This is a genomic window from Pseudonocardia hierapolitana (genome assembly GCF_007994075.1).
Classification (GTDB): domain Bacteria; phylum Actinomycetota; class Actinomycetes; order Mycobacteriales; family Pseudonocardiaceae; genus Pseudonocardia; species Pseudonocardia hierapolitana.
Genome location: NZ_VIWU01000001.1, coordinates 747285 through 771926 on the forward strand (window position 1 = coordinate 747285; position 24642 = coordinate 771926).

The 24642-nt window shown below is 72.7% G+C and carries 27 protein-coding genes; 12 read left to right on the plus strand and 15 right to left on the minus strand.

What is annotated here, in order from left to right:
- Window positions 1-51 precede the first annotated feature (51 nt).
- The 4 genes from FHX44_RS03610 to FHX44_RS03625 all read left to right on the plus strand — a co-directional run bounded on the left by FHX44_RS03610 (window position 52) and on the right by FHX44_RS03625 (window position 4635).
- Entirely contained in the window at window positions 52-1968 is a 1917-nt protein-coding gene (locus tag FHX44_RS03610) for an ABC transporter ATP-binding protein (RefSeq protein ID WP_246170191.1), read from the plus strand.
- Window positions 1965-2735, plus strand: coding sequence for an enoyl-CoA hydratase-related protein (locus FHX44_RS03615; protein ID WP_147254159.1), 771 nt, complete (start codon window positions 1965-1967; stop codon window positions 2733-2735). Before FHX44_RS03610 ends, FHX44_RS03615 begins: the two co-directional genes overlap by 4 nt.
- 154 nt (window positions 2736-2889) lie before the next feature.
- Entirely contained in the window at window positions 2890-3456 is a 567-nt protein-coding gene (locus FHX44_RS03620; RefSeq protein WP_147254160.1) for a dihydrofolate reductase family protein, read from the plus strand.
- A 171-nt stretch (window positions 3457-3627) separates the two neighbouring features.
- The gene (locus tag FHX44_RS03625) at window positions 3628-4635 is read left to right on the plus strand and encodes an RNA polymerase subunit sigma-70 (protein WP_147254161.1); all 1008 of its coding nucleotides are present in this window, start codon (window positions 3628-3630) and stop codon (window positions 4633-4635) included.
- 111 nt (window positions 4636-4746) lie between these two features.
- Here FHX44_RS03625 and FHX44_RS03630 read toward each other — a convergent pair whose 3' ends face one another.
- Entirely contained in the window at window positions 4747-5778 is a 1032-nt protein-coding gene (locus FHX44_RS03630) for an endonuclease/exonuclease/phosphatase family protein (protein WP_147254162.1), read from the minus strand.
- 186 nt (window positions 5779-5964) lie between these two features.
- Here FHX44_RS03630 and FHX44_RS03635 point away from each other — a divergent pair, with 186 nt between their 5' ends.
- Window positions 5965-6555 carry a hypothetical protein gene (locus FHX44_RS03635; RefSeq protein ID WP_147254163.1) on the plus strand — a complete coding sequence of 197 codons (591 nt, stop codon included), beginning with the start codon at window positions 5965-5967 and terminating at the stop codon, window positions 6553-6555.
- 103 nt (window positions 6556-6658) lie between these two features.
- Window positions 6659-7639: an NAD-dependent epimerase/dehydratase family protein gene (locus FHX44_RS03640; protein WP_147254164.1), complete on the plus strand. Its 981-nt coding sequence runs from the start codon at window positions 6659-6661 to the stop codon at window positions 7637-7639.
- A 29-nt stretch (window positions 7640-7668) separates the two neighbouring features.
- Here FHX44_RS03640 and chrA read toward each other — a convergent pair whose 3' ends face one another.
- From chrA to FHX44_RS03665, 5 genes are all read right to left on the minus strand, one after another.
- On the minus strand, window positions 7669-9051 hold the full coding sequence (gene chrA / locus FHX44_RS03645; protein ID WP_212612311.1) for a chromate efflux transporter: 1383 nt from the start codon (window positions 9049-9051) through the stop codon (window positions 7669-7671).
- A 9-nt stretch (window positions 9052-9060) separates the two neighbouring features.
- Window positions 9061-9504, minus strand: coding sequence for a chromate resistance protein ChrB domain-containing protein (locus tag FHX44_RS03650; protein WP_147254165.1), 444 nt, complete (start codon window positions 9502-9504; stop codon window positions 9061-9063).
- Window positions 9501-9941 (minus strand): Chromate resistance protein ChrB, encoded by a 441-nt coding sequence (locus tag FHX44_RS03655; RefSeq protein ID WP_246170192.1) that lies wholly within the window; start codon window positions 9939-9941, stop codon window positions 9501-9503. The genes FHX44_RS03650 and FHX44_RS03655 overlap by 4 nt, the downstream gene beginning before the upstream one ends.
- A gap of 86 nt (window positions 9942-10027) precedes the next feature.
- Window positions 10028-10471 (minus strand): nitroreductase/quinone reductase family protein, encoded by a 444-nt coding sequence (locus tag FHX44_RS03660; protein WP_246170193.1) that lies wholly within the window; start codon window positions 10469-10471, stop codon window positions 10028-10030.
- On the minus strand, window positions 10468-11058 hold the full coding sequence (locus FHX44_RS03665; RefSeq protein ID WP_147254166.1) for a TIGR03086 family metal-binding protein: 591 nt from the start codon (window positions 11056-11058) through the stop codon (window positions 10468-10470). The genes FHX44_RS03660 and FHX44_RS03665 overlap by 4 nt, the downstream gene beginning before the upstream one ends.
- A 63-nt stretch (window positions 11059-11121) precedes the next feature.
- On the opposite strand from FHX44_RS03665, the gene FHX44_RS03670 reads away from it, so the two are divergent.
- The gene (locus FHX44_RS03670; protein WP_147254167.1) at window positions 11122-11961 is read left to right on the plus strand and encodes an NAD-dependent protein deacetylase; all 840 of its coding nucleotides are present in this window, start codon (window positions 11122-11124) and stop codon (window positions 11959-11961) included.
- A 9-nt stretch (window positions 11962-11970) separates the two neighbouring features.
- Here FHX44_RS03670 and trpS read toward each other — a convergent pair whose 3' ends face one another.
- The 3 genes from trpS to FHX44_RS03685 all read right to left on the minus strand — a co-directional run bounded on the left by trpS (window position 11971) and on the right by FHX44_RS03685 (window position 14847).
- Window positions 11971-13029: a tryptophan--tRNA ligase gene (trpS, locus tag FHX44_RS03675; protein ID WP_147254168.1), complete on the minus strand. Its 1059-nt coding sequence runs from the start codon at window positions 13027-13029 to the stop codon at window positions 11971-11973.
- Between the two features lie 136 nt (window positions 13030-13165).
- A complete protein-coding gene (locus FHX44_RS03680; protein ID WP_147254169.1) occupies window positions 13166-14503 on the minus strand; it encodes a lipopolysaccharide biosynthesis protein in 1338 nt (445 codons plus the stop codon).
- A gap of 152 nt (window positions 14504-14655) precedes the next feature.
- On the minus strand, window positions 14656-14847 hold the full coding sequence (locus tag FHX44_RS03685; RefSeq protein ID WP_147254170.1) for a hypothetical protein: 192 nt from the start codon (window positions 14845-14847) through the stop codon (window positions 14656-14658).
- Window positions 14848-14890: 43 nt separating this feature from the next.
- Here FHX44_RS03685 and FHX44_RS03690 point away from each other — a divergent pair, with 43 nt between their 5' ends.
- Together FHX44_RS03690 and FHX44_RS03695 are read left to right on the plus strand one after the other, a co-directional pair.
- A complete protein-coding gene (locus FHX44_RS03690) occupies window positions 14891-15856 on the plus strand; it encodes a quinone oxidoreductase family protein (protein WP_147254171.1) in 966 nt (321 codons plus the stop codon).
- Between the two features lie 151 nt (window positions 15857-16007).
- Window positions 16008-16418, plus strand: a complete 411-nt coding sequence (locus FHX44_RS03695) for a MarR family winged helix-turn-helix transcriptional regulator (RefSeq protein ID WP_170308756.1) — start codon at window positions 16008-16010, stop codon at window positions 16416-16418.
- A 66-nt stretch (window positions 16419-16484) separates the two neighbouring features.
- Here the strand turns inward: FHX44_RS03695 and FHX44_RS03700 are convergent, their stop codons facing one another.
- Genes FHX44_RS03700 through FHX44_RS43065 form a run of 3 tightly spaced genes read right to left on the minus strand, consistent with a single transcriptional unit; the run spans window position 16485 to window position 18611 of the window.
- Window positions 16485-17132 carry an MOSC domain-containing protein gene (locus FHX44_RS03700; RefSeq protein WP_147254173.1) on the minus strand — a complete coding sequence of 216 codons (648 nt, stop codon included), beginning with the start codon at window positions 17130-17132 and terminating at the stop codon, window positions 16485-16487.
- Window positions 17129-18175, minus strand: a complete 1047-nt coding sequence (locus tag FHX44_RS03705; RefSeq protein WP_147254174.1) for a nitronate monooxygenase — start codon at window positions 18173-18175, stop codon at window positions 17129-17131. Before FHX44_RS03705 ends, FHX44_RS03700 begins: the two co-directional genes overlap by 4 nt.
- Before the next feature lie 55 nt (window positions 18176-18230).
- Complete coding sequence (locus FHX44_RS43065) at window positions 18231-18611, minus strand: hypothetical protein (protein WP_147254175.1); 381 nt, start codon at window positions 18609-18611, stop codon at window positions 18231-18233.
- A gap of 70 nt (window positions 18612-18681) precedes the next feature.
- On the opposite strand from FHX44_RS43065, the gene FHX44_RS03715 reads away from it, so the two are divergent.
- On the plus strand, window positions 18682-19059 hold the full coding sequence (locus FHX44_RS03715; RefSeq protein ID WP_147254176.1) for a hypothetical protein: 378 nt from the start codon (window positions 18682-18684) through the stop codon (window positions 19057-19059).
- Between the two features lie 58 nt (window positions 19060-19117).
- On the opposite strand, the gene FHX44_RS03720 is transcribed toward FHX44_RS03715, so the two are convergent.
- The 3 genes from FHX44_RS03720 to lepA are packed head-to-tail and all read right to left on the minus strand — an operon-like array spanning window position 19118 to window position 21672.
- Entirely contained in the window at window positions 19118-19546 is a 429-nt protein-coding gene (locus tag FHX44_RS03720) for a TA system VapC family ribonuclease toxin (RefSeq protein ID WP_147254177.1), read from the minus strand.
- On the minus strand, window positions 19543-19776 hold the full coding sequence (locus FHX44_RS03725) for a ribbon-helix-helix protein, CopG family (RefSeq protein WP_147254178.1): 234 nt from the start codon (window positions 19774-19776) through the stop codon (window positions 19543-19545). The genes FHX44_RS03720 and FHX44_RS03725 overlap by 4 nt, the downstream gene beginning before the upstream one ends.
- A gap of 57 nt (window positions 19777-19833) precedes the next feature.
- Window positions 19834-21672: a translation elongation factor 4 gene (gene lepA, locus FHX44_RS03730; protein WP_212612313.1), complete on the minus strand. Its 1839-nt coding sequence runs from the start codon at window positions 21670-21672 to the stop codon at window positions 19834-19836.
- Between the two features lie 459 nt (window positions 21673-22131).
- Between lepA and FHX44_RS03735 the strand changes: the two genes are divergently transcribed.
- Both FHX44_RS03735 and FHX44_RS03740 read left to right on the plus strand, forming a co-directional pair.
- Complete coding sequence (locus FHX44_RS03735) at window positions 22132-23859, plus strand: GGDEF domain-containing protein (protein WP_147254180.1); 1728 nt, start codon at window positions 22132-22134, stop codon at window positions 23857-23859.
- Window positions 23860-23909: 50 nt separating this feature from the next.
- Window positions 23910-24248, plus strand: a complete 339-nt coding sequence (locus FHX44_RS03740; protein WP_246170194.1) for a CinA family protein — start codon at window positions 23910-23912, stop codon at window positions 24246-24248.
- The last annotated feature ends 394 nt before the right edge of the window (window positions 24249-24642 follow it).

Genomic DNA, 24642 nt, shown 5'->3' on the forward strand with positions numbered 1-24642 from the left:
GCCCGGAACGTCGGGCCCACCCGGCACCATGGAGTGCCGGGGGTGGGGCGGGTGGGCGAGCCGCTGATCGGTGTCGAGGACATGGAGACCCCGCGCTGGGCCGAGGGCTACGCAGCCACGGCGAACGCGGGCCTGCGCGCGGTGGCCGCGAAGGTGCCGGCCACAGTGGCGCTCGCCGTCCGGTGGGCCTGGCGGGCGTCGCCGCCACTCACGCTGCTCGCGGGCGTCGTGCAGCTCGCCGCGGGCGCGGTCACCGCGTTCGGGCTCCTCGCCACCGCCGACGTCTTCACCCAGCTGCTCGCGCAGGGGCCCACGCCGGAGCGGGTGGTGGCGGCGCTGCCCGCGATCGCCACGGTCGTCGCGGCCGGGGCGGCGCGCGGCCTGCTCGACGCCGCGGTGGCCGCGGTGCAGGGGGCGCTCGTGCCCCGGGTCGAGCAGCGGGCGCAGGACGACCTGCACGCCGCGGTGCTCCGCGTGGACCTCGCCGCGTTCGACGACGCCGATTTCACCGAGCTCGTCGAGCGGGCCTCCTCGGAGGGGCCGTCGCGGATCAGGAGTTGCGCCCAGGACACCGGCGATCTGATGGCCAGCCTCGTCTCGGTCTCGGCCGCCGTCGTCAGCGCGGGCGTGCTGCACCCGGTGCTGGCCCCGGTGGTGCTGCTCGCGGCCCTGCCGCGGGGCTGGGCCACCGTGCGCTCCGCCCGCCTGATGTTCGCGTCCTTCGTGCGGATGACGTCCGCCCGCCGCCGCAGCTCCGTCACGAGGATGTTGATCACCGGACGCGACCCCGCGGCAGAGGTGCGGGCGTTCACCACCCAGCCGGTGCTGCTGGGCGAGCACCGCCGGATCAGCGACCTGATCACTGCCGAGGCCGTGCGCCTCGAACGCGACCGTGCGGTCGTCCAGCTGGTCGGGCGCACGGTGTCGGGTGTCGGCACCGGGCTGGCGTACGGCGTGCTCGCCCTGCTGCTCTACGCGGGCGGCATGCCACTGGCGCTGGCGGGCGCCGCCGCGCTGGCCATGCGCACCGCCGGGCAGTCCGTCGCCAACACGATCTACGAGATCAACCACCTCTACGAGGCGAGCTTCTACCTCGACCTGTACCGATCCTGCCTCGACGAGACCCGGCGCCGCAGCCGCCCGCCCGCCGCGGGACGGCTGCCCGGGGATCCGGCCGAGATCACCCTCACCGACGTCTCGTTCCGCTACCCGGGGCAGGAGCAGCAGGCGGTCAACGGCGTCAGCTGCACGCTGCGCCGCGGCGAGGTCATCGCGCTCGTCGGGGAGAACGGGTCGGGCAAGTCCACGCTCGCCAAGCTCATCACCGGGCTCTACCTCGCCGAATCCGGCACGGTCTCGTGGGACGGCGTCGACATCGCCACGGTCGACCAGCGCGAGCTGCACGAGCGCGTCGCCGTGGTGTTCCAGGACCCGCTGCGCTGGCCGATGCACGCGGAGAACAACGTCCGCATCGGCCGCCTCGATCGGCCCGATCCCGGCGGCGCCCGGCTCGCCGATGCCGCCGCCCGGTCGGGCACCGACGCGGTCGTGGCCGAGCTGCCCGGCGGGTGGAGCACGGTGCTGTCGCGGGAGTTCCAGGGTGGGCGCGACCTGTCCGGCGGGCAGTGGCAGCGCTTCTCGGTGGCCCGCGGGCTCTACCGCGACGCACCCGTCGTGATCGCCGACGAGCCCACCGCCGCCCTCGACGCCCGGGCCGAGCACGCCGTGTTCGCCGCCTTGCGCGGTCTCGCCGGCACGCGCGGCGACCGGATCACCGTGCTCGTCACGCACCGGCTGGCGAACGTCAAGCACGCCGACCAGATCCTGGTGCTGGAGCAGGGCCGGTTGATCGAGCACGGCACCCACGAGCAGCTGATCGCCCGCGGGGGCACCTACCGGGAGCTCTTCACGCTCCAGGCGAGCGCGTACACCGATGAGGGAGACGCGCGGGATACGGTCCCGGCATGACGGAGCTGGTGCACCTCGACGTCGCCGCCGGCGTCGCCACGATCACGCTCGACTCCCCCGACAACCGCAACGCGCTCTCCGCCCAGGTGCGCCGGGAGCTGCTCGCGCACCTGCAGACGGCGATCGACGACTCCGGCGTGCGCGTGATCGTGCTCGGCCACACCGGCCGGGTGTTCTGCTCGGGGATGGACCTCAAGGAGTCGCGCGGCGCCGGGGCGCAGAACCAGGGGGTGAACGAGATCCCGGCGATCCTGGAACGGATCTGGGCCTCCCCCACCCCGGTCGTCGCCCGGGTGGCAGGCCCGGCGCGTGCGGGCGGGGTCGGCCTGGTGGCCGCGTGCGACATCGCGGTGGCGGCCGAGGAGGCCACCTTCGCGTTCAGCGAGGTGCGGGTCGGCGTGGTGCCCGCGGTCATCTCGGTCACCGTGCTGCCGCGGCTGCTGCCCCGCGCGGCCCACGAGCTGTTCCTCACCGGCGAGACGTTCGACGGGCCACGCGCCGTGCGGATCGGGCTGATCAACAGCGCCGTCCCGGCGGTCGACCTCGACGCGGAGGTCGACCGGTACGTCGAGATGCTGCGGCTCGGCGCCCCGGGGGCGCTGGCCGCCACCAAGGAGATGCTGCGCCGCGAGCGCCCCACCGCGCTGGGCGCGCAGTTCGCCGAGATGCAGGAGCTGTCCGCCCGGCACTTCGCCGGGGAGGAGGGGCAGGAGGGCATGCGAGCCTTCGCGGAGAAGCGCCGCCCGTCCTGGGCCCAGGCGGAGTAACCGCTCGGTCACTCGCACCGACTTCGGGTCCGGCCGAGTACGCCGTGCTGAGTTCGGAACGCGAGGACCACCTGCGGACGCAGATCGCGCACAGATTAGGTTTTCGCGCCGCGCCCGTCTGTACGTGTGAGATCGACTCACGGGAGGCTGCACGATGCGGAAACTGATCTTCGGCATGAACGTGACCCTGGACGGCTACATCGCCGCGCCCGGCGACGACATCGGCTGGAGCGGGCCGCCGAGCGACGAGCTGTTCCAGTGGTGGCTCGACCAGGAGCTGGCGAGCGATCTGTCGCTGTACGGGCGCAAGCTGTGGGAGACGATGAGCTCCTACTGGCCCACCGGCGACCAGCAGCCCGACGCCACCCCCGCGGAGATCGAGTTCGCGCGGAACTGGCGGGACACGCCGAAGGTGGTGTTCTCCTCGGCGATCGACGAGGTCGACTGGAACACCCGCCTGGTCACCGGCGACGCGGTCGCCGAGATCACCCGGCTCAAGGCCGAGGACGGCGGCCCGATGAGCATCGGCGGCGCAACGCTCGCCGGAGCTGCCATGCGGGCCGGGCTGATCGACGAGTACGCCCTGGCCACCCACCCGGTCATGGTGGGCGGCGGCACGCCGTTCTTCACGGCGCTGGACAGCTGGGTGAACCTGAACCTGGTGGAGACGCGGACGTTTCCCGGCGGCGTGGTGCTGACCCGATACGAGACGAGGCGATGAGCACTGGCCGAATGCTCGGCTCGTGAGGCCAGGTCGAGATCCTTTCTGGCGTGCTCACCGCGACCCTCGGCGGTCGGCGCGTCGGTGGTCGACGAGGAGGTCTCCGACCAGCTGGATGAGCCATCTCCGCCCGATCTTCCCCAGTACTACGGAACCCGAGGATTGATGACCATGACCGACACCGGACTGCCGGGCGCCGACGAGGCCACGTTCATCGCGGCGGTCCGCTCGGACGACACGGCGCGGTTCGCACTCCTCACGGAGCGCCACCGGCGTGAGCTGCAGGTGCACTGCTACCGGATGCTCGCGAACTACGAGGACGCCCGGGACATGACGCAGGAGACGTTCCTGCGAGCGTGGAACAAGCGGGAGTCGTTCAAGGGCCACGCTGCGCTGCGGACCTGGCTGTACCGGATCGCGACGAACGCCTGTCTCGACTTCCTGGAGAAGCGCGACGACCGCACACCCGTGCCGTCCGAGCTGCCGGACCCCGGCTCCGAGGTGCTGTACCTGCAGCCGTACCCCGACCGGATGCTCCCCGAGGACCCGCAGGAATCGGTGGTGGCGCGGGAGACGATCGAGCTGGCGTTCATCGTCGCCGTCCAGCACCTGCCGCCGCGGCAGCGGGCGGTGTTCATCCTGCGCGACGTCGTCGGCTGGCCGGCGTCGAAGGCCGCCGACGCCCTCGAGCTGACCGTCGCATCCGTGACCAGCGCACTGCAGCGGGCGCGCGTGACGATGCGCGAGCAGCTGCCCGACCGCCGCCTCGACTGGCGGAGCCCTGCCACCCACGAGCTGTCGGATGACGAGCGCGGCGTGGTGAAGTCGTACATCGACGCCCATGAGCGCAACGACCTCGACGGGCTGATGTCCCTGCTGCGCGACGAGCTGCGCTTCGCGATGCTGCCCGACATGGGCACCGTGCTCATGACGGCCGAGGACGCGGTGGACGGCTGGGTCTCCGGTGGGCTCTTCCAGCGCGGCCACGACGACTGGCGCGGTATCACCACGACGGTCAACCGCATGCCGGCCGCCGCGCTGTACCTCCGCACCCCCGACGACCCGGAGTACCGGTTGTTCGCCATCGCGGTCCTGCACATCGACGACGGGAAGATCGCCGAGCTCACCGGATTCGCCGCCTCCGACAAGCCATGGCTGGGCCTGCCCCCGACACTGTGATCAGGAAGGTCTCCGTCGTGGACGAGTCCAGCGCACGGGCCGCCGTCACCGAAGTGCCGGCACCGCAATCGGTGTGCGAGCGAGGTCAGCCCTCCGGGATCGGCGATCTGCTCACTGCGGGACGCGGAGCCGGACCAGCACGGCGCGGTGATCGCTCCCGGCCAGTTCGCGAACGGCGAATTCCTCGGCGGCGATCGGGGGCGTGACGAAGACGTGGTCGATCTGCGCGCCGAACCAGTCCGGCATCCAGGCCGGCCAGGTGGGCGCCAGACCCTGCCCGCGCTGAGTGGCGGCGTCGGAACAGCCTGCGGTGACCTCGCGCAGCCGGGAATGGTCCAACGTCGCGTTGAAGTCCCCCGCGACGATCGTCGGGGTGCCGCCTGCGCAGTACCGCGTCAGCTCGCCCAGATCCGTGCTCCACTGCGAGACGTCACCGGGGCGCGGCGCCACCGCGTGGTACGCCACGAACCGCATCGCACCCAGCCCACCGCCCGCGATCCCCACGCTCGGGAACGGCCTCGACTCGTCGATGGTGACCGTCACGTCGCCGAGGTGCGCGGCGACGAGCGCCGAAACGCCGAAGACGTCGGTGACGCCGTCGGAATCCGTCCCGGTCGCGGTGACGAAGCGGTAGCCCAGCGGCTCGACCAGCGGCGCGAGCCGATCCCTGTACCACGGGCCGACTTCGATGAGCGCACCCAGATCGGGCCGCTCGTCGCGGATGAGCTCCGCCAGCGCGGTGACGTCCGCCGCGCCGTCCAACACGTTGACGGCCAGCACGGTCAACGGCCGCCCACCCACCGGCGACGGCTCCGCCCGCGTTCGCGGGACGGTCATCACGACACCCACGGCCAGGACGACCAACAGCGCCACCGCGGGCAGGAGCAGCCGCCGGTTGCGCCACGAGAGCCCGACCAGGACCACAACGAGCGCCGCCACCCCGACGAGCACGTACGGCCGGAACGACACCAGCTGCGCCAACGGGGTGACTCTGTCGATGCCGAGCAGATCGGGCACCGTCAGCAACCCGACCCCGACGAATCCGATCTCCGCGACGCCGAGGCGCACCCGACGGCGCCGAGACGGGACGGACGGCGACGGACCGGCCGACGTGCGGATCCCGGTCCCGGACGGCGAACTCACGCAGAGAGTCTTGCGGGCGCTCCCTGTGGTTTCGGTGAAAGAAGATCACGAACGCAGGCCCTCGTCAGGGCCGGCCGTTCAGCGCCTGTCGAAGGTGACGTCCTGGTGGCCGTCAGATGTCCTCCGAGCGGCCGAGAGGTTTCCTCGTTCAGCGCCGTCACAGGAACGTGAGGCACACTCTCGACGATGCGGCAGTTCGCGGTCAGCGCGCCGGAGCACCCGGCCGTCTCCGAGATGGGGACCGGCCCGCGGTTCGTGCTGACCGCAGCGGCGGCTGTCGCGGTGGGGCTCGCCATCGCCTGGGACCTCGCAGGCGACGAGCATCCGACGCACACGCTCGGACTCGCGCTCGTCGTGGCCATCGCCGCGGTGCTGTGGCTGCGCCTCCACGGACGTGCGGCGGGCCTGGCGGCCGCGCTGGTCGGCGTCGTGGCCCTGCAGCCGGCGTTGCACGGGGTCGGCAAGCTCGCCACGTCCGGCGTGGAACACACCGGGCACGGCCTGCTGCACGTCCTGGCAGCGGACGCCCCCACCGCCGCCGTTCAGATCGTGCTGTCCGGCACCCTGATCGCGATCTTCGCCGTTCTCGCCCGGTGCAACGGGCTCCTCGATTCCGTCCTCGACCCGGTGCGGCTGCTCTTCACCGAGCCGATCGAGCCCTCCGAGCCGGTGCAGGTCCGGGTCCGCACGTCTCCGCTCGGATCAAGCCTTCGCCGGCTGCGCGGCTGGGCGGCCCGTGCTCCACGGAGAGGCCCACCGGCCCCGCTCCCCCGCTGATCCCTCCGGACCCCGCGTCCTTCCACCGGACTCCCTTGCGTCCGCCCGACGGGGCCCGGCCACCCTGCGCGCCGAGCGCGCGCTGCGCCTCCGAGGACTTGTCATGCCGTTGTCCCATGCCACCGCACCGCATCCGCCGAGCCCAGACCGTCCGGAGCGGATGCGCTACCTCGTCACCGGCGGTCGAGGTTTCATCGGCCGCCACCTGATCCGTCGACTCCTCGCCATGGGCGCCGACGTCCACGCGACGACCCGGGCCGGACGCTCCCTCGAGCCCGGGCCGCGCTGGTGGATGTGCGACCTGTCCGACCTGGCCGCCACCCAGCAGGTGGTGCGCGAGGTCCGACCCGACGTCGTCGTGCACCTCGCGAGCCGGGCCGCCGGAACGCGCGCGCTCGACGTCGTCGTCCCCATGCTCGCCGACAACCTGCTCAGCGCCGTCCACGTCATGACGGCCTCGGCCGCCGTTCCCGGCTGCCGTGCGGTGCTCGCCGGCTCGATCGAGGAGATCGCCGCCGCCGGCGACGGCGCACGGTCGCCGTACGCCGCGTCGAAGGTCGCCGCGACCGCGTACGCGGAGCTGTTCCGCGACCTGTGGGACCTGCCGGTCACCGTGCTGCGCCTGGCCATGGTCTACGGGCCGGACGAGCCCAACCGCAAGCGACTGGTGCCCTACGTCATCGACAGCCTCCTGCGCGGAGTCGCACCCGAGCTGAGCAGCGGACGCCGCCGGGTGGACTGGGTCTACGTCGACGACGTGGTCGACGCCCTCCTCGCCGCCTCGACCGAGGCCGGCGCGGCCGGAAAGGTCCTCGATGTCGGTTCCGGAGCCGTGCACTCGATCCGCGACACCGTTGCCCTGATCGCCGACACCATCGGTGCGAGCGTCCCGCCCGGCTTCGGCCGGCTACCCGACCGCGCGAAAGAGCGCGACCTGGTCGCGGACATCGGGCCGGCCGTCGAGCACCTGCGGTGGCAGCCGAAGGTGGACCTGCCGACCGGGATCGCCCGCACCGTCGACTGGCACCTCGCGGAGATGTCCGGGCCGGCTCTGCGCGAGGCCGCGCAGCGGCGGACGGCGTAGGTCAGGCGGGCTCGTGACCGGCGTCGGCGTTAGATGCCGACGCCGGTCACCAGGCCCACAGCAGCCCATGCCAGGCCCATGAGCGCGCTGACCCCGAGCACGCGGAGCACGGACCACCGCGCGGCGAACACGAGCACGGCCGCCACGGCGGCGATCACCAGCGGCGCCGGGCGCAGCGTCGCGAGGTCGGGCAGGTGCACGGCGAGCGGGCCGGCATCGACCTCGATCGTCCGCGCGAACAGTGTGTTGATCGCGAAGTAGACGGCGAGGTCGGCGATGACCCCCACCACGGCCGCGCTGATGCCCGCGAGCGCACCTGCGAGGGCGCGGTTGCCGCGCAGGCGCTCGACGTAGGGGGCGCCGAGGAAGATGAACAGGAAGCTCGGCACGAACGTCACCCACGTCACCAGCAGCGAGGCGACCACGCCCGCCACCCACGGGGTGAACGGGCCGGGTGCCGCGTAGGCACCCAGGAACGCCACGAACTGCACCACCATGATCAGCGGGCCCGGCGTGGTCTCGGCGAGCGCGAGGCCACGGACCATGTCCCCCGCGGTCAGCCAGCCGTAGGCCTGCACCGCCTGCTGCGCGACGAACGCGAGCACGGCGTAAGCGCCGCCGAACGTGACGAGCGCGGTGCCGGCGAAGAACAGCCCCTGGGTCGTGTAGACGCTCGACAGGCCGGTGACGAGGGCGACCACGGCGATCGGCGCCGTCCATGCGGCGAGCCCGATCGCGAGGATCCGCAGCGTCCTCGCCGTCGACGGGGCCTCGGTGTGCAACGCGTCGTCCGCGACCAGCGGAGCGGGCCCGCCGTCCGCGGAACCGTGCCAGCTACTGCCGGTCAGCGTGGGGAAACGCCGCCCGGCCAGCCAGCCCACGAACGCGGCCACCGCGATCACCACCGGGAACGGGACCCCGAACACCGCGAGCGCGACGAACGCCGCCACCGCCACCGCGACCAGTACCCGGTGGGTCAGCGCACGCCCTGCCACCCGCACGAGCGCCTGGGCCACGATCGCGACGACCGCTGCGCCGAGTCCGGTGAACAGCGCGGAGACCACGGTGGTGTCGCCGAACACGACGTAGATCGCCGACAGCGCGAGCAGGGCGATCATCCCGGGCAGCACGAACAGCACCCCGGCGGCCAGCCCGCCGCGCAGCCCGTTGAGCAGCCAGCCGACGTAGATGGCCAGCTGGTGGGCCTCCGGCCCGGGTAGCAGCATGCAGTAGTTCAGCGCGTGGGAGAAGCGGCGCTGGCTGATCCAGCGCCGGTCGTCGACCAGCGCCCGTTGCATCACCGCGATCTGCCCGGCAGGGCCGCCGAACGTCTGCAGCGAGATCGCGAACCAGGCCCGCACGGCCGACCGGAACGGGACGACGTCGGTGCGCTCGCCAGCGGGTGAAGCCAAGTCGATCTCCTAAGCGGGGGGACGGCCGAGCAGCACCGCTCGCTTGTAGTACTCGTAGAGCCCGTCGAAGATCGGGCCCGTCACCGCGAGGACGGTCGTGTCGTCCACGGTCATCGAGAGGCCGCGCAGCACGGCATCGAGCCCCGCGGCCTCCGGGGCGTCGAACCGGTCGTCCTCGAGATCCGCCTCGTGGACGGCCTCGGCGAGCTTCCACAGCACCGGGTCGGTGAGCTCGAAGCGCCGCAGGACGGTCTCGAACGTGCACTCCTGCAGGCCCTCGTGCACCTGGTGCCCGAGCTCGACACCGCGCATGTCGAACGGCCGCGCGTCCGCAGGCACGTCGTCTGGTCCCGTGACGAAGACGAACTCCGGCTCCGGGTCGACGAACCGCCGGATCAGCCACGCCGTGGCCGCCCGATCGATGTGCACGCCGCGCCGCGTCGCCCACTTCATGCCCGCTCCCTGGCGGCGGGGTCGTCGACGGCCTGCACCGCGGCGCGGGCCATCTCCCGCTCCGGCGGCGGGAAGTAGTCGCGTCGCTCGATGCGCCGCAGCTCCGCCCGCAGCCGCCGCAGGCCGGCGTCCGCTGAGGCGGCCTGCTCGCACAGCTGCCGGTACTCCTGCGCACGCGCCGCGGCCATCTCCGCCGCGATCCGCCGCTCGTGCGTCACCGACTCCGGCTCGGCGGTCCAGAGCATGGCCGACCCACCTGCCTGCTCGACGTCCTCGGCCACCCACTCCAGGTGCTCCCGGGTGCGGGCGTCGGCCGGGAGCGCCACCAGGCCGTCGCCCAGCTGCGCCACGCCGAGGCTCTTGAGCCGGCGCCACACCGCGATCCGCGGCGTGGACGGCTCCCGCGGCATCCGGTAGTTCAGCAGCACCCATTGCACGCGGCCAATGTAACCACGGTTGCATCGTCCGGCAAGCGGTGCGCCGGGCCTCGGTGCTCGGTGCCGCGCCCGCTGCGCGGGCGCGGTCAGCCCTCCGTGCTCGGCAGCAGCGCGACCACCGGGATCGTGCGCGTCGTCTTCTGCTCGTGCTCGGCGAAGAACGGATAGGTCGCCTTCAGCATCTCCCACACCGGTTCGCGCTCGGCGCCCTCGAGCGCCCGCGCCACGGCACGCCGGGCAGCACCGGACTCGTCGCCCACCTCGACGGTGACCTCCGGGTCGGCCACGAGGTTCAGGTACCAGTCGGGGTGGCGGGGCGCGCCGATGTTGGAGGCGATCACGAGCACCCGGTCGCCGTCGCGGTGGAACATCATCGGGGTGGTGCGGGGCTCACCGCTACGCCGGCCGGTGGTGGTGAGCAGCACCAGGCGCTCGCGGTGCATGCCGTCGACCTCGCCGCCCGCCCGGAACTGCTCGATCACCCGCTTGTTGACCTCACGCACGTCCATCGGGACAGCCTGCCGGGTCATCGCGTCCACCGCGGATCACGACCGGACGCCGCGAGGGCCCGGTGGAACGCAGGCGCGTCGGCCGCCACCGTGACCTCGGGTCCGAACCAGCCGCCCTCGCGCCCCGACGGCGCCATCGCCAGTACTCCCTCGAGCACAGCGGCACCGAGTGCCTCGGGGACGTCGACGGACCGGCCGGTGGCGGCGGCCAGGTCCCAGGCGTGCACGGCGAACTCGGCCGTCATCATCGAGCCGATCGCGGCCGCAGGCATGGCCGCGCCGCCCATGCTCGCCTCCCCCTGCCACGCGGAGGGGTCGGTCCACACCCGCGCGGCGGCCGCGGCCTCGTCGGCGCAGCCCTGCGCCCACTTCTCCTCGGGCAGCCCGACGAGGTAGGGCGTGCGGTCCTCCCCGTTCCACGACGGGTCCCAGGGCTCGCGGGCGCCGGAGCGGTGGGCGAGCAGGAACCCGAACGCCAGGTGGTTCACGACATCGCGGACCGTGTAGTCGGCGCACGGCGACGGGTCGTCGAAGCGGGCGAGGTCGGCGTCGCGGATCGTCGCGACCGCCAGGTCGATGCTCTGTCGCAGCTGGTCTGCCGAATCCATGCCTCGAGCATGCGCGCCGCCGCGACGGCCGTATTGCACGAACGCGACAGTTAGCCTGGACGCGTGGATCTGCTGGAAGCGCCGGGGCTCGACCGCGCGGTCGGCGTGCTCGCGAGCCTCCCGATCGTCGCGCTCACCGGTGCCGGCCTGTCCACCGACTCCGGCATCCCCGACTACCGGGGTCCGGGCTCACCGCGGCGCACCCCGATGACCTACCAGGAGTTCCTCTCCGGCGAGGCCGCACAGCGGCGGTACTGGGCGCGCAGCCACGTCGGGTGGGCCCGCATGGCGCGAGCCGCGCCGAACGCAGGCCACCGCGCGCTCGTCGCCCTGGAACGGTGCGGGGCGCTGCACGGGCTGATCACCCAGAACGTCGACGGCCTGCACGCGGAGGCCGGGAGCCGGGCGGTGATCGATCTGCACGGCCGCATCGCCGACGTCGTCTGCGTGCACTGCCGCAGGCGCAGCAGCCGCGCCGAGCTGCAGGAGCGGCTCACCGCGCTCAATCCCGGGTTCGTCGAGGCGGCCGGCACCGCCGTCGAGGCCGCCCCGGACGGCGACGCCGAGCTCGCCGCCGTCGACGGGTTCCGGCCGGCCCGGTGCACCGGGTGCGGCGGCGTGCTGAAGCCCGACGTGGTGTTCTTCGGCGAGAACGTGCCACGCGAGCGGGTGGCCCGCGCCTACGCCATGGTCGACGCCGCGGCGGCGCTGCTCGTCGCCGGCTCGTCGTTGACGGTGATGTCGGGCCTGCGGTTCGTGCGGCACGCGCACAAGGCAGGCGTCCCGGTCGTGATCGTCAACCGGGGTGCCACCCGGGGCGACGAGCTCGCCGCCGTGCGGGTGGACGCCGGGTGCTCGGAGACTCTGTCCGCTCTGGCCGCCGCGGTGGGCACAGCGGCCTGAGGGCCGGTTTCAGTACGCGGTCTTCATGGCGGCGCGGACCTCCCGAAGGGTCTGGTCCGCGATGGCGGCCGCGCGCTCGTTGCCCGACGCGAGGATCTGGCGCAGGTGGGCGCGGTCGGCGAGGTGGGCGGCCCGGCCGGCGCGGATGGGCCGCAGGAACTCGTTGACCGCCTCGACGGCGAGCCGCTTGAGGGCCGACGCTCCCCCGTCGCCGACCTCCTCGGCCACCTCGTGCGGATCGCGGTCCTGGCAGAGGGCGGTCAGCCGGACCAGGTTGGCCACCTCGGGGCGGGTCTCGGGCTCGTAGGTGATGCGGCGCCGGGAGTCGGTCCTGGCGCTGCGGATCCGGCGGGCGGTCTCGTCGGCGGTGAGCGACAGGGCGATCGCGTTGCCGCGGCTCTTGCTCATCTTCTGCCCGTCCAGGCCCAGGAGGTGCGGCACCGGTGACAGCAGCGCGTCCGGGATCGGGAAGACCGGCCCGTACCGCTCATTGAAGCGGCGGGCGACGGTGCGCGTGATCTCCAGGTGCGGCAGCTGGTCCTTGCCGACCGGCACGAGGTCGGCCTTGCAGAAGAGGATGTCGGCGGCCTGGTGCACCGGGTAGGTGAACATCAGGCCGCTCACCGAGGATCTCCTGGACGCCTCGATCTCCTCCTTGACCGTCGGGTTGCGCTGCAGCTCGGCGACCGACACCAGCGACAGGAACGGCAGCAGCAGCTGGTTGAGGGCGGGCACGGCGCTGTGGGCGAACACCGTGCTCTTGCCGGGGTCGATGCCGACGGCCAGGTAGTCGGCGATCAGGCCGTCGACGTGCTCGGGCAGGTTCTCGGCGATGTCCCGGTCGGTGAGCACCTGGTAGTCGGCCACGAGCACGAACAGCTCGACGCCGAGCTGCTGCAGGCGCACGCGGTTGGCCAGCGTCCCGAAGTAGTGGCCCAGGTGCAGCGGCCCGGTCGGCCGATCGCCGGTCAGGATCCTGAACTCCGACGGGTCCTGGGCGATGCGGGTCTCCAGCTCGGCGCTGCGGCGCTGTGCGGCGAGCACGGTGTCGGAACTGATGGGGGTCACGGGAGCTCCTCGAAGAGTCGTCAGGACCGCCTGACGGAGCACCCCGAAGAGATCAGGGCCGCCCCGGCGGGACGGCCCTGATTCGTGCGTGGGAAGACGGCCGTCCTAGGACGGCCACCAGCTCAGGCACGAGAATCTACGCACGCTGCAAGCGTAGCCGCCTCTTCATCACGGCGCGCACGGTCAGCACACCTGCCGCCGCGACGCTCTGGGCGCCGAGCCACGCCACCCCGGTGCCGACGACGCCCATGACCGGCATGAGGAACCAGCTCCCGGCGATGACCGCCGTCGTCACCGCCGCCGGCACCCCGAACAGGATCCGCCCGTCCCGGCGCACGCGCGCGGCCCAGACGGCGGACCAGGTGACGGCGTTCGGGACGGCCGACAGGACGAGCAACGCCAGCAGCAGGCTGCCCTCGTCGGCGTAGTGGGCGCCGAACAGCGACAGCAGCGGGTACGCCGCCGCCGCGATCACGAGCACGGCCGGGACGAGCAGCGCCATCGCCTTGCAGATCATGCTGTGGCGGGCCGCCTCGAGCCGGTCGGGGTCGGCGGCGACGTGGGCCACCAGCGACTGCCCCATGCCGTTGACGACCAGGTAGAGGGCGTAGGCGATCTGCCAGGTGATGCCGTACACCGCGGCGGCCTCCGGGCCGAGGCGGGCGAACACCACGAGCGGGAGCCCGAAGACCGCGGTGAGCAGGAACACGGTGCCGGCGTAGTCGGCCCGGACGAACGATGCGACGTCCCGCACCGTGACGGCTGCCGGTGCCGGGCCGGCGTCGTCGGCGCGCCCCTCGGAGCGCGGGAGCACCCGCGCCAGGTAGACGGTGACGATCAGGACGATCACCGCGGTCGCCGCGGCCCAGGAGACGGCCAGCCCGCTCCACATCCCGAGCGCGGCCGCCCCGCCGAGGAACACGATCTTCAGCACGGAGAACACGAGGTTCTCCACCGGGACGAGGGTGGCCTTCTTGAGCGCGGGCAGCACGTAGTCCTGGATCACGAACATCGCCCACACCGGCGTGGACAGCGTGAAGAACGCCAGCAGTTCCGACCCGCCGAACGCGGCGTGCAGCTCGGGCGCCCACCACGAGGCGCCGAGGGCGAACACCGCACCGGCCAGTGCCGCCGCGGCGATGGCGGCGGCGTAGCAGCCCACGACGAGCGCGCGGACGTGGCGGCCCGCGACGGGTACGAAGCGCAGCAGCGCGTTGCCCAGGTTGAGCTGCGCCGCCGTACCCAGCAGCGTCATCGCCGACAGGGCGGTGCTGTTCACGCCCACGGTGGCCGGGTCGTACAGCCGGGCGGCCAGGATCCAGAACAGCAGCCCGAGCCCCGAGGTGAGGCCGGAGCTGAGCACGAGCGCCAACCCGTCGCGGTGCTGCGGGCTTCGCCATCCGCGCAGAAGACCCGACCGCACCTGGGACGCACGGTCACGGGTCGGAACGCGGTGCTCCTGCACGATCGTCATGGGCCCTTCCGCTCGCCGGGTCACCCGAAGCGGCCGCATCGGGTATTGCGCCCACCCTGATGGGTGAGTGCTGTGGCGACGCTGAGAGCAACTCGCGAACTGAGACCACGCTTAGCGGTGAGACGCCCGTCACAGTGACGGGCGCCCGGTGATCACTCGCGCCGGGCGGCCCGGCGGGCGGCGAACCGAGCGGCCGCGGCGTCCACCACGCGATCGGAGAGCACCGCGGTGCCCCAGCACAGCGGCACCAGCACGACGGTGGCGAGCAGGACCTGGAACCCGAACGGGAGCTGCGTGAGCCACAGCTCGACCGCATCCCACCAGTCCGCCACGGCCCGCAACACGACTCACACAGTAGACCCAGGCCGACGGCACTAGATTCGCGCCATGTTCGCCGTCTACGCCGCAGAGCCCAACGCCGACGCTCCGCTCGACTCGCTCACCGTGGGCGAGCGGCCCGCACCCGAGGTGCCCGACGGCTGGGTGGCCGTGACCGTCACCGCCGCGAGCCTCAACATGCACGACCTCTGGACCCTGCGCGGGGTCGGGATCAAGCCGGAGCAGTTCCCGATGATCCTCGGGTGTGACGGCGCCGGCACCCTGGATGACGGCACCGAGGTCGTCGTCCACTCCGTGATCGGTGACCCGGCATGGGACGGGGACGAGACCCTGGACCCCAAGCGCACGCTGCTCACCGAGAAGCACCAGGGGACGTTCGCCGAGACCGTGGTGGTGCCGGCGCGCAACGTCGTGCCGAAGCCGGCCGGCCTGACGCCCGTCCAGGCGTCGGTGATGGGCACCGCGTGGCTCACCGCCTACCGCATGATCTTCACGAAGTCCGGGCTGAAGCCCGGGCAGACGATGCTCGTGCAGGGCGCCTCCGGCGGGGTGTCGACGGCGCTGGTGCAGCTGGGCCGGGCCGCGGGGATGCGGGTCTGGGTGACCGGCCGCACGGAGGAGAAGCGGGCGGTCGCCGAGCGGCTCGGAGCCCACGCCACGTTCCCGTCCGGCGAGCGGCTGCCCGAGCGCGTCGACGCGGTCTTCGAGACGGTCGGTGACGCCACGTGGTCGCACTCGATGCGCGCGCTCAAGCCGGGCGGAGTGATAGTCGTCTCGGGTTCCACCAGTGGGCCCAACCCCGGAGCCGACCTGCAGCGGCTGTTCTTCCTCCAGCTGCGCGTCGTCGGTTCGACCATGGGAACCCGCCAGGAGCTCGTTGACCTGCTGCGTTTCGTCGAGAACGCCGGCATCTCGCCCGAGATCGGGCTCGAGCTGACGATGGATCGGGCCGCCGAGGGCTTCCGTGCGATGCTCGATGGGAACACGTCCGGGAAGATCGTATTCACCCGATGAAGCCGTTTATCGCGCTGAATCGTCCACTCGTCTAGCGATTCAGGTTGCTGAGAACCCCTATCGGCCCTCTCAGGACGTACAGTGTGTGACCGTGTCTGAGCCACCAAGTCGAATGGCGCCGGGGAATGGATACGCCGCCTCGGCGCCGCGGATGACAGGTCTGGTCGAGCTGCTCGACCGATTGGACCGTGCGGTCGCCACCGCGCTCTCGCCGGTCACGTCGGCCGAGGGTGTGAGCCGCGACGGCTGGCGTGTGCTGTTGATGCTGGCCCGCGGCGGCGGACGGAGCATGGGCGAGATCGCCTCGCACACCGCTCTGCCGGCGCCGACGGCCACCCGCGTGGTCGACCGCCTCGTCGCCGCGCAGCTGGCCTACCGGCGCACCGACCCCGTCGATCGCCGGCGCGTGCTCGTCCACCTCGCGGGCGACGGCCGCGCCGTCGTCGAGCGGGTGTGCGGCCGCGTGGAGCGCCGGGCGGGCGAAGCGCTCGGTCCACCCCACACCCCCGAACGCGCGCAGCTCGCCGAGCTTCTCGAGGCACTGGCGAGCCAGCCCGTCTGACCCCCGAGATCCCCCGACCCCCGACTATCCCCCGACCCCCCGCCCCGACCCCTGAGATCCCCCGACCTACGACCCCAACAGCTCCAACGCCCGATCCAGCCAGGCCTGGTCTCGCACCCCCATGTACTCCCGGGCCACGGCCACCTCGGGTGCCCGCTCGCGCGCCACGGTGGACGCCGCCATCAGGTCGGCCACGGTCACACCGTGATCCGGCCGGTCGAGCAGCTCCACCGTGTCGCCGGCGCGCACCAGCCCGGCGCGCTCCACGGCCAGGTACGCCCCTGGCCGACCGGCGGCGATGAACCGCTTGACGAGGTCGGGCACCCCGCGGAACCCGGCGAACACCCGGCAGGGCGTGCGGGAGCTGCGCACCTGCAGCACCGCCTCGCCCACCCGCCAGCGCTCGCCGAGCACCGCGCCGGTGCAGTCGACGCCGGACACGGTGAGGTTCTCGCCCACGCCACCGGGGCGGAACTCCTGCCCGAGCTCGGCCGCCCAGAACGCGAGGTCCTCGGCCGCGTAGGCGTAGACGGCCTGGTCCGGGCCGCCGTGGTGCTTCGTTTCGCAGATCGTGTCGCCCTGCACGCCGGCGGCCGTGAGCAGCACGGGGCCGTCGACGGGGCGCTTGTCGATGCCGGTGCGCCCGTCCGGGGCGCGCGTGTCGATGTCGCTGCGCACGTGGGCGACGTTGACCGACTCGACCCGGCCCGTCATCGCGACACGCCCGTCGCAAGGCGCCCCGCGGCCAGCGTCGCGGCCTCGCGCGCCTCCGCGAGGAGCATCGCCACCAGCTCCGCCGCCGGCAGTGGCCGGACGAGCGGGTAGGCCTGCCCGGCCCAGAGGTTCGTGGTGGCCGGGTCGCCGTGGGCCCTGATCGGTCGTGTCATGTGGTGCACCTGAGGGTAGGCGGCCGGCGCCGCGGCGGTGTGCTCGTCCAGGAACGGGTTGCGGATGCCGCGCGCCGGGCGCCCCGTGAACGCGCGGGTGATCGCCGTCGCGGGGACGTCCGGATCGTCGAGCGCGGCGCGGTGTGCGGGCTTCGTGCCGGCCTCCGGGCAGGCCAGGAACGCGGTGCCGAGCTGGGCCGCCACCGCGCCCGCCGCCAGCGCTGCGGCGACACCGGAGCCGTCGACGATGCCGCCCGTGGCCACCAGCGGCATGTCCACGGCCGCCGCGACGAGCCGCAGCAGCGCGAGCAGCCCGTACAGCTGCCCGCCCGCCGGATCGGCGGGGTCGTTGGCGAACACACCCCGGTGCGCCCCCGCCTCCATGCCCTGCACGACGAGCCCGTCGACGCCCACCGCGGCGGCCTGCCGCGCCTCGTCGGGGTTCGTCACCGTGGCGAGCACCTCGCTGCCGACCGCGTGCAGCCGGGACACCGTATCCGGCTCGGGGCAGCCGAACGTGAACGACACCACCGGCACCGGGTCGGCGAGCAGGAGAGCGAGCTTGTCCGGGTACCCGTCGTCGTCCCACACCGGCTCCCCCGGCTGCAGGCCAGCGGCGACGAGCCGCTCCCGGTACTCGGCGACCCCGGCGTCACGGCGCTCGCCGGGCAGGAACAGGTTCACGCCGAAGGGGCGCGCACTGCGCCCCCGGACGGCGGCGATGGCGGCACCGAGCGCACCCGCGTCCAGGTAGCCGCCTGCGAGGAAGCCGAACCCACCTGCCTCGGACACCGCCGCGACCAGGTCGGGGGTGGTGGGGCCACCGGCCATCGGCGCCAACACGATCGGGGAGTCCAGCGCGGTCAGCACGCGGCTCACGCTATCCCGGCGGTCGGGGGCCGGCACGCGAGTTGTGAGCGGCGAGTCAGCGGCCGCTGAGGAACGCGTCCGCCGTGGCCTGCCCGGCCGCGGCGTACGGGAAGGCCACGAGCAGCAGCGCGCTGATCGCGATGACGAGGAACCGGCGCAGCCAACCGCCGCGGACCACGAGCCACCCCGCGACATAGGCGACCAGGAGCGGCAGGGTGATCGTGAAGAGCGCGGTGAGCTCGGCGCCGGGATCCTCGGTCACCGGGCCACCGCCGACCGCGGTGAGCACCACGCCGACGGCGACGATCACCACGATGCCTGCCGCGAGCAGCGTCCACCTGCCTTTCGCCCGCCCGGATAGGACGCCGACGACCAGCACGACGAGCAGCACCGCGCCCGTCACCGCGGGGGCATAGGGCAGGAGGCTCGCGGTCATGCACCCCATCGTGCCCCCCGACCGGGTCATCCGGGCAGCCGCCGCGCCGGTGGTGATCTAGCGTCGGGGCGTGCGCCGTCCCACCGCCGCAGCCGCCCTGCTCACCGCGCTCGCGCTGGGCCTGATCGGTCCGCCCGCAACCGCATCGGCTCAGCCGCCGGGCAACGTCGATGTGGCGGGCTGCCTCGACGGGAACTGCACCCTGCGGATCACCGGCCCGGTGCAGATCCCCCTCGACGGCCGGGCAGGCCCCACCGGGCTCTCGGTGTCGTCGGTCGGGCCCTTCGCGGTGGCGTTCTGGGTGCACCGGCCCACCGGCGACGGACTGGGCGTGGTCGGGCCGGCAGGCTCGGTCCGGTTCGGCTCGGAGAAGGGCACGCTGGCCGTGCGGGTGCTCGAGCTCGGGCCGGACGGTGCGGTCATCGAGCTGAGCACACAGGCCGGTTAGGGCGCATACCGCGTCCAGCTGCGGGAATGATCGTCACCCCGGAGCGACCGGGACGGGGTCAACCACTGAGTGGGTTGAGCCACCTGAGGCCGGTGAACCGGGCGAAGTCGGTGTCAGCAGAGCACACGCCGACACCGTGCTCGATGGCGAGCGCGGCGAGGTGGGCGTCGGGGATCATCGAGGAACCGAGGTGGTGCTCGATGATCAGCCGTCCGAGCACGTCCGCATGCCGGTCGGTCGGGTGGGGCACCCATGCGGCCGGAGCAGCGAGCCATGCGGCGACTCGGGACCATGCTTCGTCCGGCGGCAGCGGCCGCTCGAAAGCCCGGGGGTTGGTCCGGGTCCGCACGAAGGCGAGCAGCGATGGCCACGGCAGGCCGATGCGAATCGGACCGTTGAGCGCGTCCGTGAGCCACTCGACCGCTGGCCCGTGATGCGGGCTCGATCGGTCCTCGGCGAAGAGCAGGATGTTCGCGTCAACGATCACCGCGAGGGCGGTCCGTCCAACAGATCGAGTGCGTCGGCGACATCGATCAGGTCGATCCTGGCCCCGCCCGATGAAGTCTGTTGGGCGAAGCGTGGCTTCGGGATCCCACCGTGCGCCAGCCCGCGCCGGGCCAGCTCGTTGAGAGCCGAGCTGACGCCCATGCCGCGTTCCTTCCGCAGCTGCTCGACGGCGGCCGCCACATCGTCATCGAGGTTGACCGTCGTCCGCATGTTCCGAGGATAGCTTCGTGATGCGAAGGCCTGCGCATCACGATGCTATGCGAACTCCTACTTCTTCGCCTTGTCGGCGGTGGACTCGGTGGAAAGGGCCGCGACGAAGGCCTCCTGCGGGACCTCGACCCGCCCGATGGTCTTCATCCGCTTCTTGCCCTCCTTCTGCTTCTCCAGGAGCTTTCGCTTGCGGGTGATGTCACCGCCGTAGCACTTGGCGAGCACGTCCTTGCGCATCGCGCGGATGTTCTCGCGCGCGATGATGCGGGACCCGATCGCCGCCTGGATAGGCACCTCGAACTGCTGGCGCGGGATGAGCTCGCGCAGCTTTGACGCCATCGTGGTGCCGTAGGAGTAGGCCTGGTCCTTGTGCCGGATCGCCGAGAACGCGTCGACCGGCTCGCCCTGCAGCAGGATGTCGACCTTCACCAGGTCGGCCTCCTGCTCGCCTGCCTCCTCGTAGTCGAGCGACGCGTAGCCGCGGGTGCGGGACTTCAGCGCGTCGAAGAAGTCGAAGATGATCTCGGCGAGCGGCATCGTGTAGCGCAGCTCCACGCGGCTCTCCGACAGGTAGTCCATGCCGCCGAGCTGGCCGCGCCTGCTCTGGCACAGCTCCATGATCGCGCCGATGAACTCCGACGGCGCCAGGATCGTGACCTTGACGACCGGCTCGTGCACCCGCGCGACCTTGCCGGTGGGCCAGTCCGACGGGTTGGTGACGATCAGCTCGGTGCCGTCGTCGAGCTCGACCCGGTACACGACGTTCGGCGCCGTCGAGATGAGGTCGAGGCCGGCCTCGCGCTCCAGCCGGTCGCGGGTGATCTCCAGGTGCAGCAGGCCGAGGAAGCCGCAGCGGAACCCGAACCCGAGCGCCGCGGACGTCTCCGGCTCATAGGTGAGCGCGGCGTCGTTCAGCTGCAGCTTGTCCAGCGCCTCGCGCAGCTCCGGGTAGTCCGAGCCGTCCACGGGGTAGAGCCCGGAGTAGACCATCGGGCGCGGCTCGCGGTAGCCCGTGAGCGGCACGGTGGCACCGTGGCGCTGGCTCGTGACGGTGTCGCCGACCTTCGACTGGCGCACGTCCTTCACGCCGGTGATCAGGTAGCCCACCTCGCCGACGCCCAGCCCGTCCGACGGCTTCGGCTCCGGGGAGACGATGCCCACCTCGAGGAGCTCGTGGGTCGCGCCGGTGGACATCATCTTGATCCGCTCGCGCGGGGTGATCTTCCCGTCGACGACGCGGATGTAGGTGATGACACCGCGGTAGGTGTCGTACACCGAGTCGAAGATCATCGCGCGGGCGGGAGCGTCGGAGTCGCCCTGCGGCGGCGGGACCACGTCGACGACCTGGTCGAGCAGCTCGACCACGCCCTCGCCGGTCTTCGCGCTCACCCGCAGGACGTCCCACGGATCGCACCCGATGATGTGGGCGATCTCCGCCGCGTAGCGGTCCGGGTCGGCGGCAGGCAGGTCGATCTTGTTGAGGACCGGGATGATCGTGAGGTCCTTGTCCAGCGCCAGATAGAGGTTGGCGAGGGTCTGCGCCTCGATCCCCTGCGCGGCGTCGACGAGCAGGATCGCGCCCTCGCACGCCTCGAGCGCGCGCGAGACCTCGTAGGTGAAGTCGACGTGGCCAGGGGTGTCGATCAGGTGCAGGACGTGGTCCTTGCCGTCCACCCGCCACGGCAGCCGCACGTTCTGCGCCTTGATCGTGATGCCGCGCTCGCGCTCGATGTCCATCCGGTCGAGGTACTGGGCGCGCATCATGCGCTCCTCGACCACGCCGGTGAGCTGCAGCATCCGATCGGCCAGGGTCGACTTGCCGTGGTCGATGTGGGCGATGATGCAGAAGTTCCGGATCAGCTCCGGCGGCGTGAACGTCTGATCGGCGAAGCTCACTCTGTTCCTTCTCGTACGGGGTCCGACCATCGTCCCACGACGATGCGGGCCCCGGTCCGAACGGGTGAGCTACTCGGCCACCCGCTTCTCCGTGGCGACCTGCCGGGCCTCGTCCTCGTCGGCGACGACCGGGTCGATGTCGCCGGTGCAGTACTTGCACTTGATGGCGTCGATCGGCACGAACTCCTTGCAGTACGGGCACTCGCGGCTGCCCTCCTCGAGCGGACAACCTCGCCCGCGATGGCGCCGATGATCGGACCAACGACACTCGGATGCACGGCTCGACATGCCTCGCCCGCCGATCGGTGCAGCACACGCGGCCTACCGGCCGATCTCGATCACCGTGCGTGACCGTCGGGCAACCATCCGTCGGATCTTGGGGCCGGGATGGCAGGCCGCGCCCTTCCACAGCCCTCTGACATGCCACGATGCCGATCTCCGACCACCCGGGAGGGAGCGGTGACAGCGCCACGCACGTCGGACGAGTGCGCCCTCCTCAGCGGGGCACCGGAGTGCAGGTGCACGCAGGACACCGCGGACCTCACCGAGGAGCAGATCGTCACCCGCGCGCTCACCAAGATGCGCTTCGAGCAGCGCGCAGACCGCGCGGGCAAGGCGGCGGCTCGCCGTGGCCTGGACGCGATGCTCGACAAGGCGCGCGGGCAGGGCCCGTCCACGCTGGTCTCCGAGCTGCTCAGGATGGGCATCATGATCCGGCTCCTCGGCGAGGACGAGGCCGACGCCGACGATGTCGAGGCGCTGCTGCAGGAGTTCATCGAGCTCGCCGAGCTCGACGCCGACCCGCGGCGGCTCGGCGAGGCGGCCACCCTGCGCGCGCACCGGACCTCGGTGTTCGGACACGGGGAGAACGCGCTCACCGACGCCGCCTCCGCGTTCGCCATCCTCACCGACATCGCCGCACCGGCCACGGGCGAGGATCCGGCGCGCTGGTCGCGCTACCTCTCCCGCAGCCTCAACGGGCTCGTGGTCGTGCTGCTCGAGCTCGGCTCGCACGAGCTGGCCGACGAGGTGTCGCAGCGCGCCGTCGCCGTGGCGGAGAGCACCGGGTCGGTGATGGACCGGCTGGTGCACCAGCTCAACCGGGTACGGCTGCAGCTGTCGTGGGCGTTGCGGCTCGAACGCGGCGGGCGCGACGCCGCGGCGGCCACCCGGTTCGGCGCCGCGGCGCAGACCGCACACGCCGCCGCGGAGCTCTGGACCACCGCGATGCGCACCGGGCGGCCCGCCACCGAGGAGTGCTCGGTGATCGGCGCTGCCTACGCGCTGGCCCGGCCCGGCGCCCAGCACCTGGCCATGCTGGTGGGGCTGCACCCGATGGCGCACTTCCCGGAGGACCGCGTCGTGCTGGCCATCGCCACGGCACGGTGCCTCCTCACCGCGGGCCGACCCGACGACGCCGTCGCTGCGCTCGTCCCGCTGCAGGCCGAGCTGCGCCCCCGCTCCCCCGGCTCGGGCGCGACCGCCGGGACGGTCCTCACCCTCGCGCTGCACCGGGAGGTCGCCCGGGTGGATCACATCGCCCACGGCGGCGCCCCGTCCGGGCCGCTGCAGCTCTACGCCGCCGCGCTGGAGAGCGAGATGTGGGCGCTGCGCGAGGCGCGGCACACGGCGCTGCGCAGCCACGCCGAGCACCACCGCCTCGCCCGCGAGCACGGCGCCGTGGCCGCTCAGGCGCTGCAGGACCCGCTCACGGGATTGCCGAACCGGCGGGCGCTCGACATGCGGCTCGCCGAGGTCGTCGCGGACGCAGCCGGACAGCCCTGCGCCGTGGCGCTCATCGACCTCGACGGCTTCAAGAACGTCAACGACGAACGCTCCCACGCCGCGGGCGACGAGGTGCTGCGCGTGATCGCGGACTGCCTGCGCTCCACCCTCCGCTCCCGGGACCTCGTGGCCCGCTACGGCGGCGACGAGTTCGTGGTGGTCATGCCGGCAACGCCGCTCCCGATCGCCTGCGCGGCACTCCGACGCGCCGCCGACGCGGTGGCGACCCTGCCCGTCGAGGTCGCGGCGGGCGTCACGACATCGATCGGGGTGGTGCGCGCCTCGATCGACGGCGAGCCCGCCGCCGCGCTCGCCGCGGCCGACGCCGCGATGTACCGGGCCAAGCACGCCGGCGGCAACACGGTGGTCAGCGGCGCGGCGGTGCCGGTCGCGGGACGCTAGCCGGCCCAGCCGCCCGTTCGGCGTCGGCCGCGGCGAACCGCGAGCAGGCCATGGTGCCGAAGGGCGCGGTGGCGCTCGACCCGGGTCGGCACGGGCGCGGGGCTCGTCGTGCCACCCACAGCGCGGGGTCGCCGGAGGTGGCGCGGGTGCTGGCGGACGGCGCCCGGGAGCGGTTCGGCGCCGACGTCGGCGTCGGGATCACGGGGGTGGCCGGGCCGGGCGGCGGCACCGAGGCGAAGCCCGTCGGCTACGTCTGCTTCTGCGTCACCACAGCGGACGGCCGGGTGATCGCCCGGGACCCGCGCCTGCCGGGCGGGCGCACGGACATCCGGGAGCGGTCGACGGATGTGGGGATGCACCTGCTGCTTCGGGCGGCTCGGGGGGCCTGACCTGCTGGATGCGAGTTGGTGGGGTTGGCGTGATTCTCGACGGCCCTCGCGTTGGTCGGTCGGAGATGCACGACCCCAGGACGCTGTCGCCCTCGTGGGGTCGACCACCGGGACTCGAGTGGGCGCGACGCGCGTTGCACGGATGCAGTGGCGTAGGTGGCCGGGTAGGACAACACCGATCCCGTGGGCGCTCTGCGAGATACTCGTCTCGCCTCCCGGACCTGCGTGCGAGCCCGTCCCGCTGAGCAGCGAGGCAACGAGCCCGTGGTCGCCCTACCAGGGATGATCCGGACCACCGGATAGTTGCGTAGGCACCCGGCGGAGACGGGCTCGTCGTGAACCGCCGTGCCCTCCGGTCGGGGACGGCCGCCCACGCAACCACGGGGTTCGGTAG

Coding starts and splice junctions, on each gene's coding strand:
- FHX44_RS03665 (WP_147254166.1), bottom strand. CDS start 11,058: ATGGATTCGGCAGACCAGCTGCGACAGAGCATCGACCTGGCGGTCGCG.
- FHX44_RS03725 (WP_147254178.1), bottom strand. CDS start 19,776: ATGCGGACGACGGTCAACCTCGATGACGATGTGGCGGCCGCCGTCGAG.
- FHX44_RS03650 (WP_147254165.1), bottom strand. CDS start 9,504: ATGAAGTGGGCGACGCGGCGCGGCGTGCACATCGATCGGGCGGCCACG.
- FHX44_RS03700 (WP_147254173.1), bottom strand. CDS start 17,132: ATGACGGGCCGGGTCGAGTCGGTCAACGTCGCCCACGTGCGCAGCGAC.
- FHX44_RS03615 (WP_147254159.1), top strand. CDS start 1,965: ATGACGGAGCTGGTGCACCTCGACGTCGCCGCCGGCGTCGCCACGATC.
- FHX44_RS03620 (WP_147254160.1), top strand. CDS start 2,890: ATGCGGAAACTGATCTTCGGCATGAACGTGACCCTGGACGGCTACATC.
- FHX44_RS03640 (WP_147254164.1), top strand. CDS start 6,659: ATGCCGTTGTCCCATGCCACCGCACCGCATCCGCCGAGCCCAGACCGT.
- FHX44_RS03680 (WP_147254169.1), bottom strand. CDS start 14,503: ATGACGATCGTGCAGGAGCACCGCGTTCCGACCCGTGACCGTGCGTCC.
- FHX44_RS03635 (WP_147254163.1), top strand. CDS start 5,965: ATGCGGCAGTTCGCGGTCAGCGCGCCGGAGCACCCGGCCGTCTCCGAG.
- FHX44_RS03695 (WP_170308756.1), top strand. CDS start 16,008: ATGACAGGTCTGGTCGAGCTGCTCGACCGATTGGACCGTGCGGTCGCC.
- FHX44_RS03660 (WP_246170193.1), bottom strand. CDS start 10,471: ATGACCCGGCAGGCTGTCCCGATGGACGTGCGTGAGGTCAACAAGCGG.
- FHX44_RS43065 (WP_147254175.1), bottom strand. CDS start 18,611: ATGACCGCGAGCCTCCTGCCCTATGCCCCCGCGGTGACGGGCGCGGTG.
- FHX44_RS03740 (WP_246170194.1), top strand. CDS start 23,910: ATGGTGCCGAAGGGCGCGGTGGCGCTCGACCCGGGTCGGCACGGGCGC.
- FHX44_RS03625 (WP_147254161.1), top strand. CDS start 3,628: ATGACCGACACCGGACTGCCGGGCGCCGACGAGGCCACGTTCATCGCG.
- FHX44_RS03690 (WP_147254171.1), top strand. CDS start 14,891: ATGTTCGCCGTCTACGCCGCAGAGCCCAACGCCGACGCTCCGCTCGAC.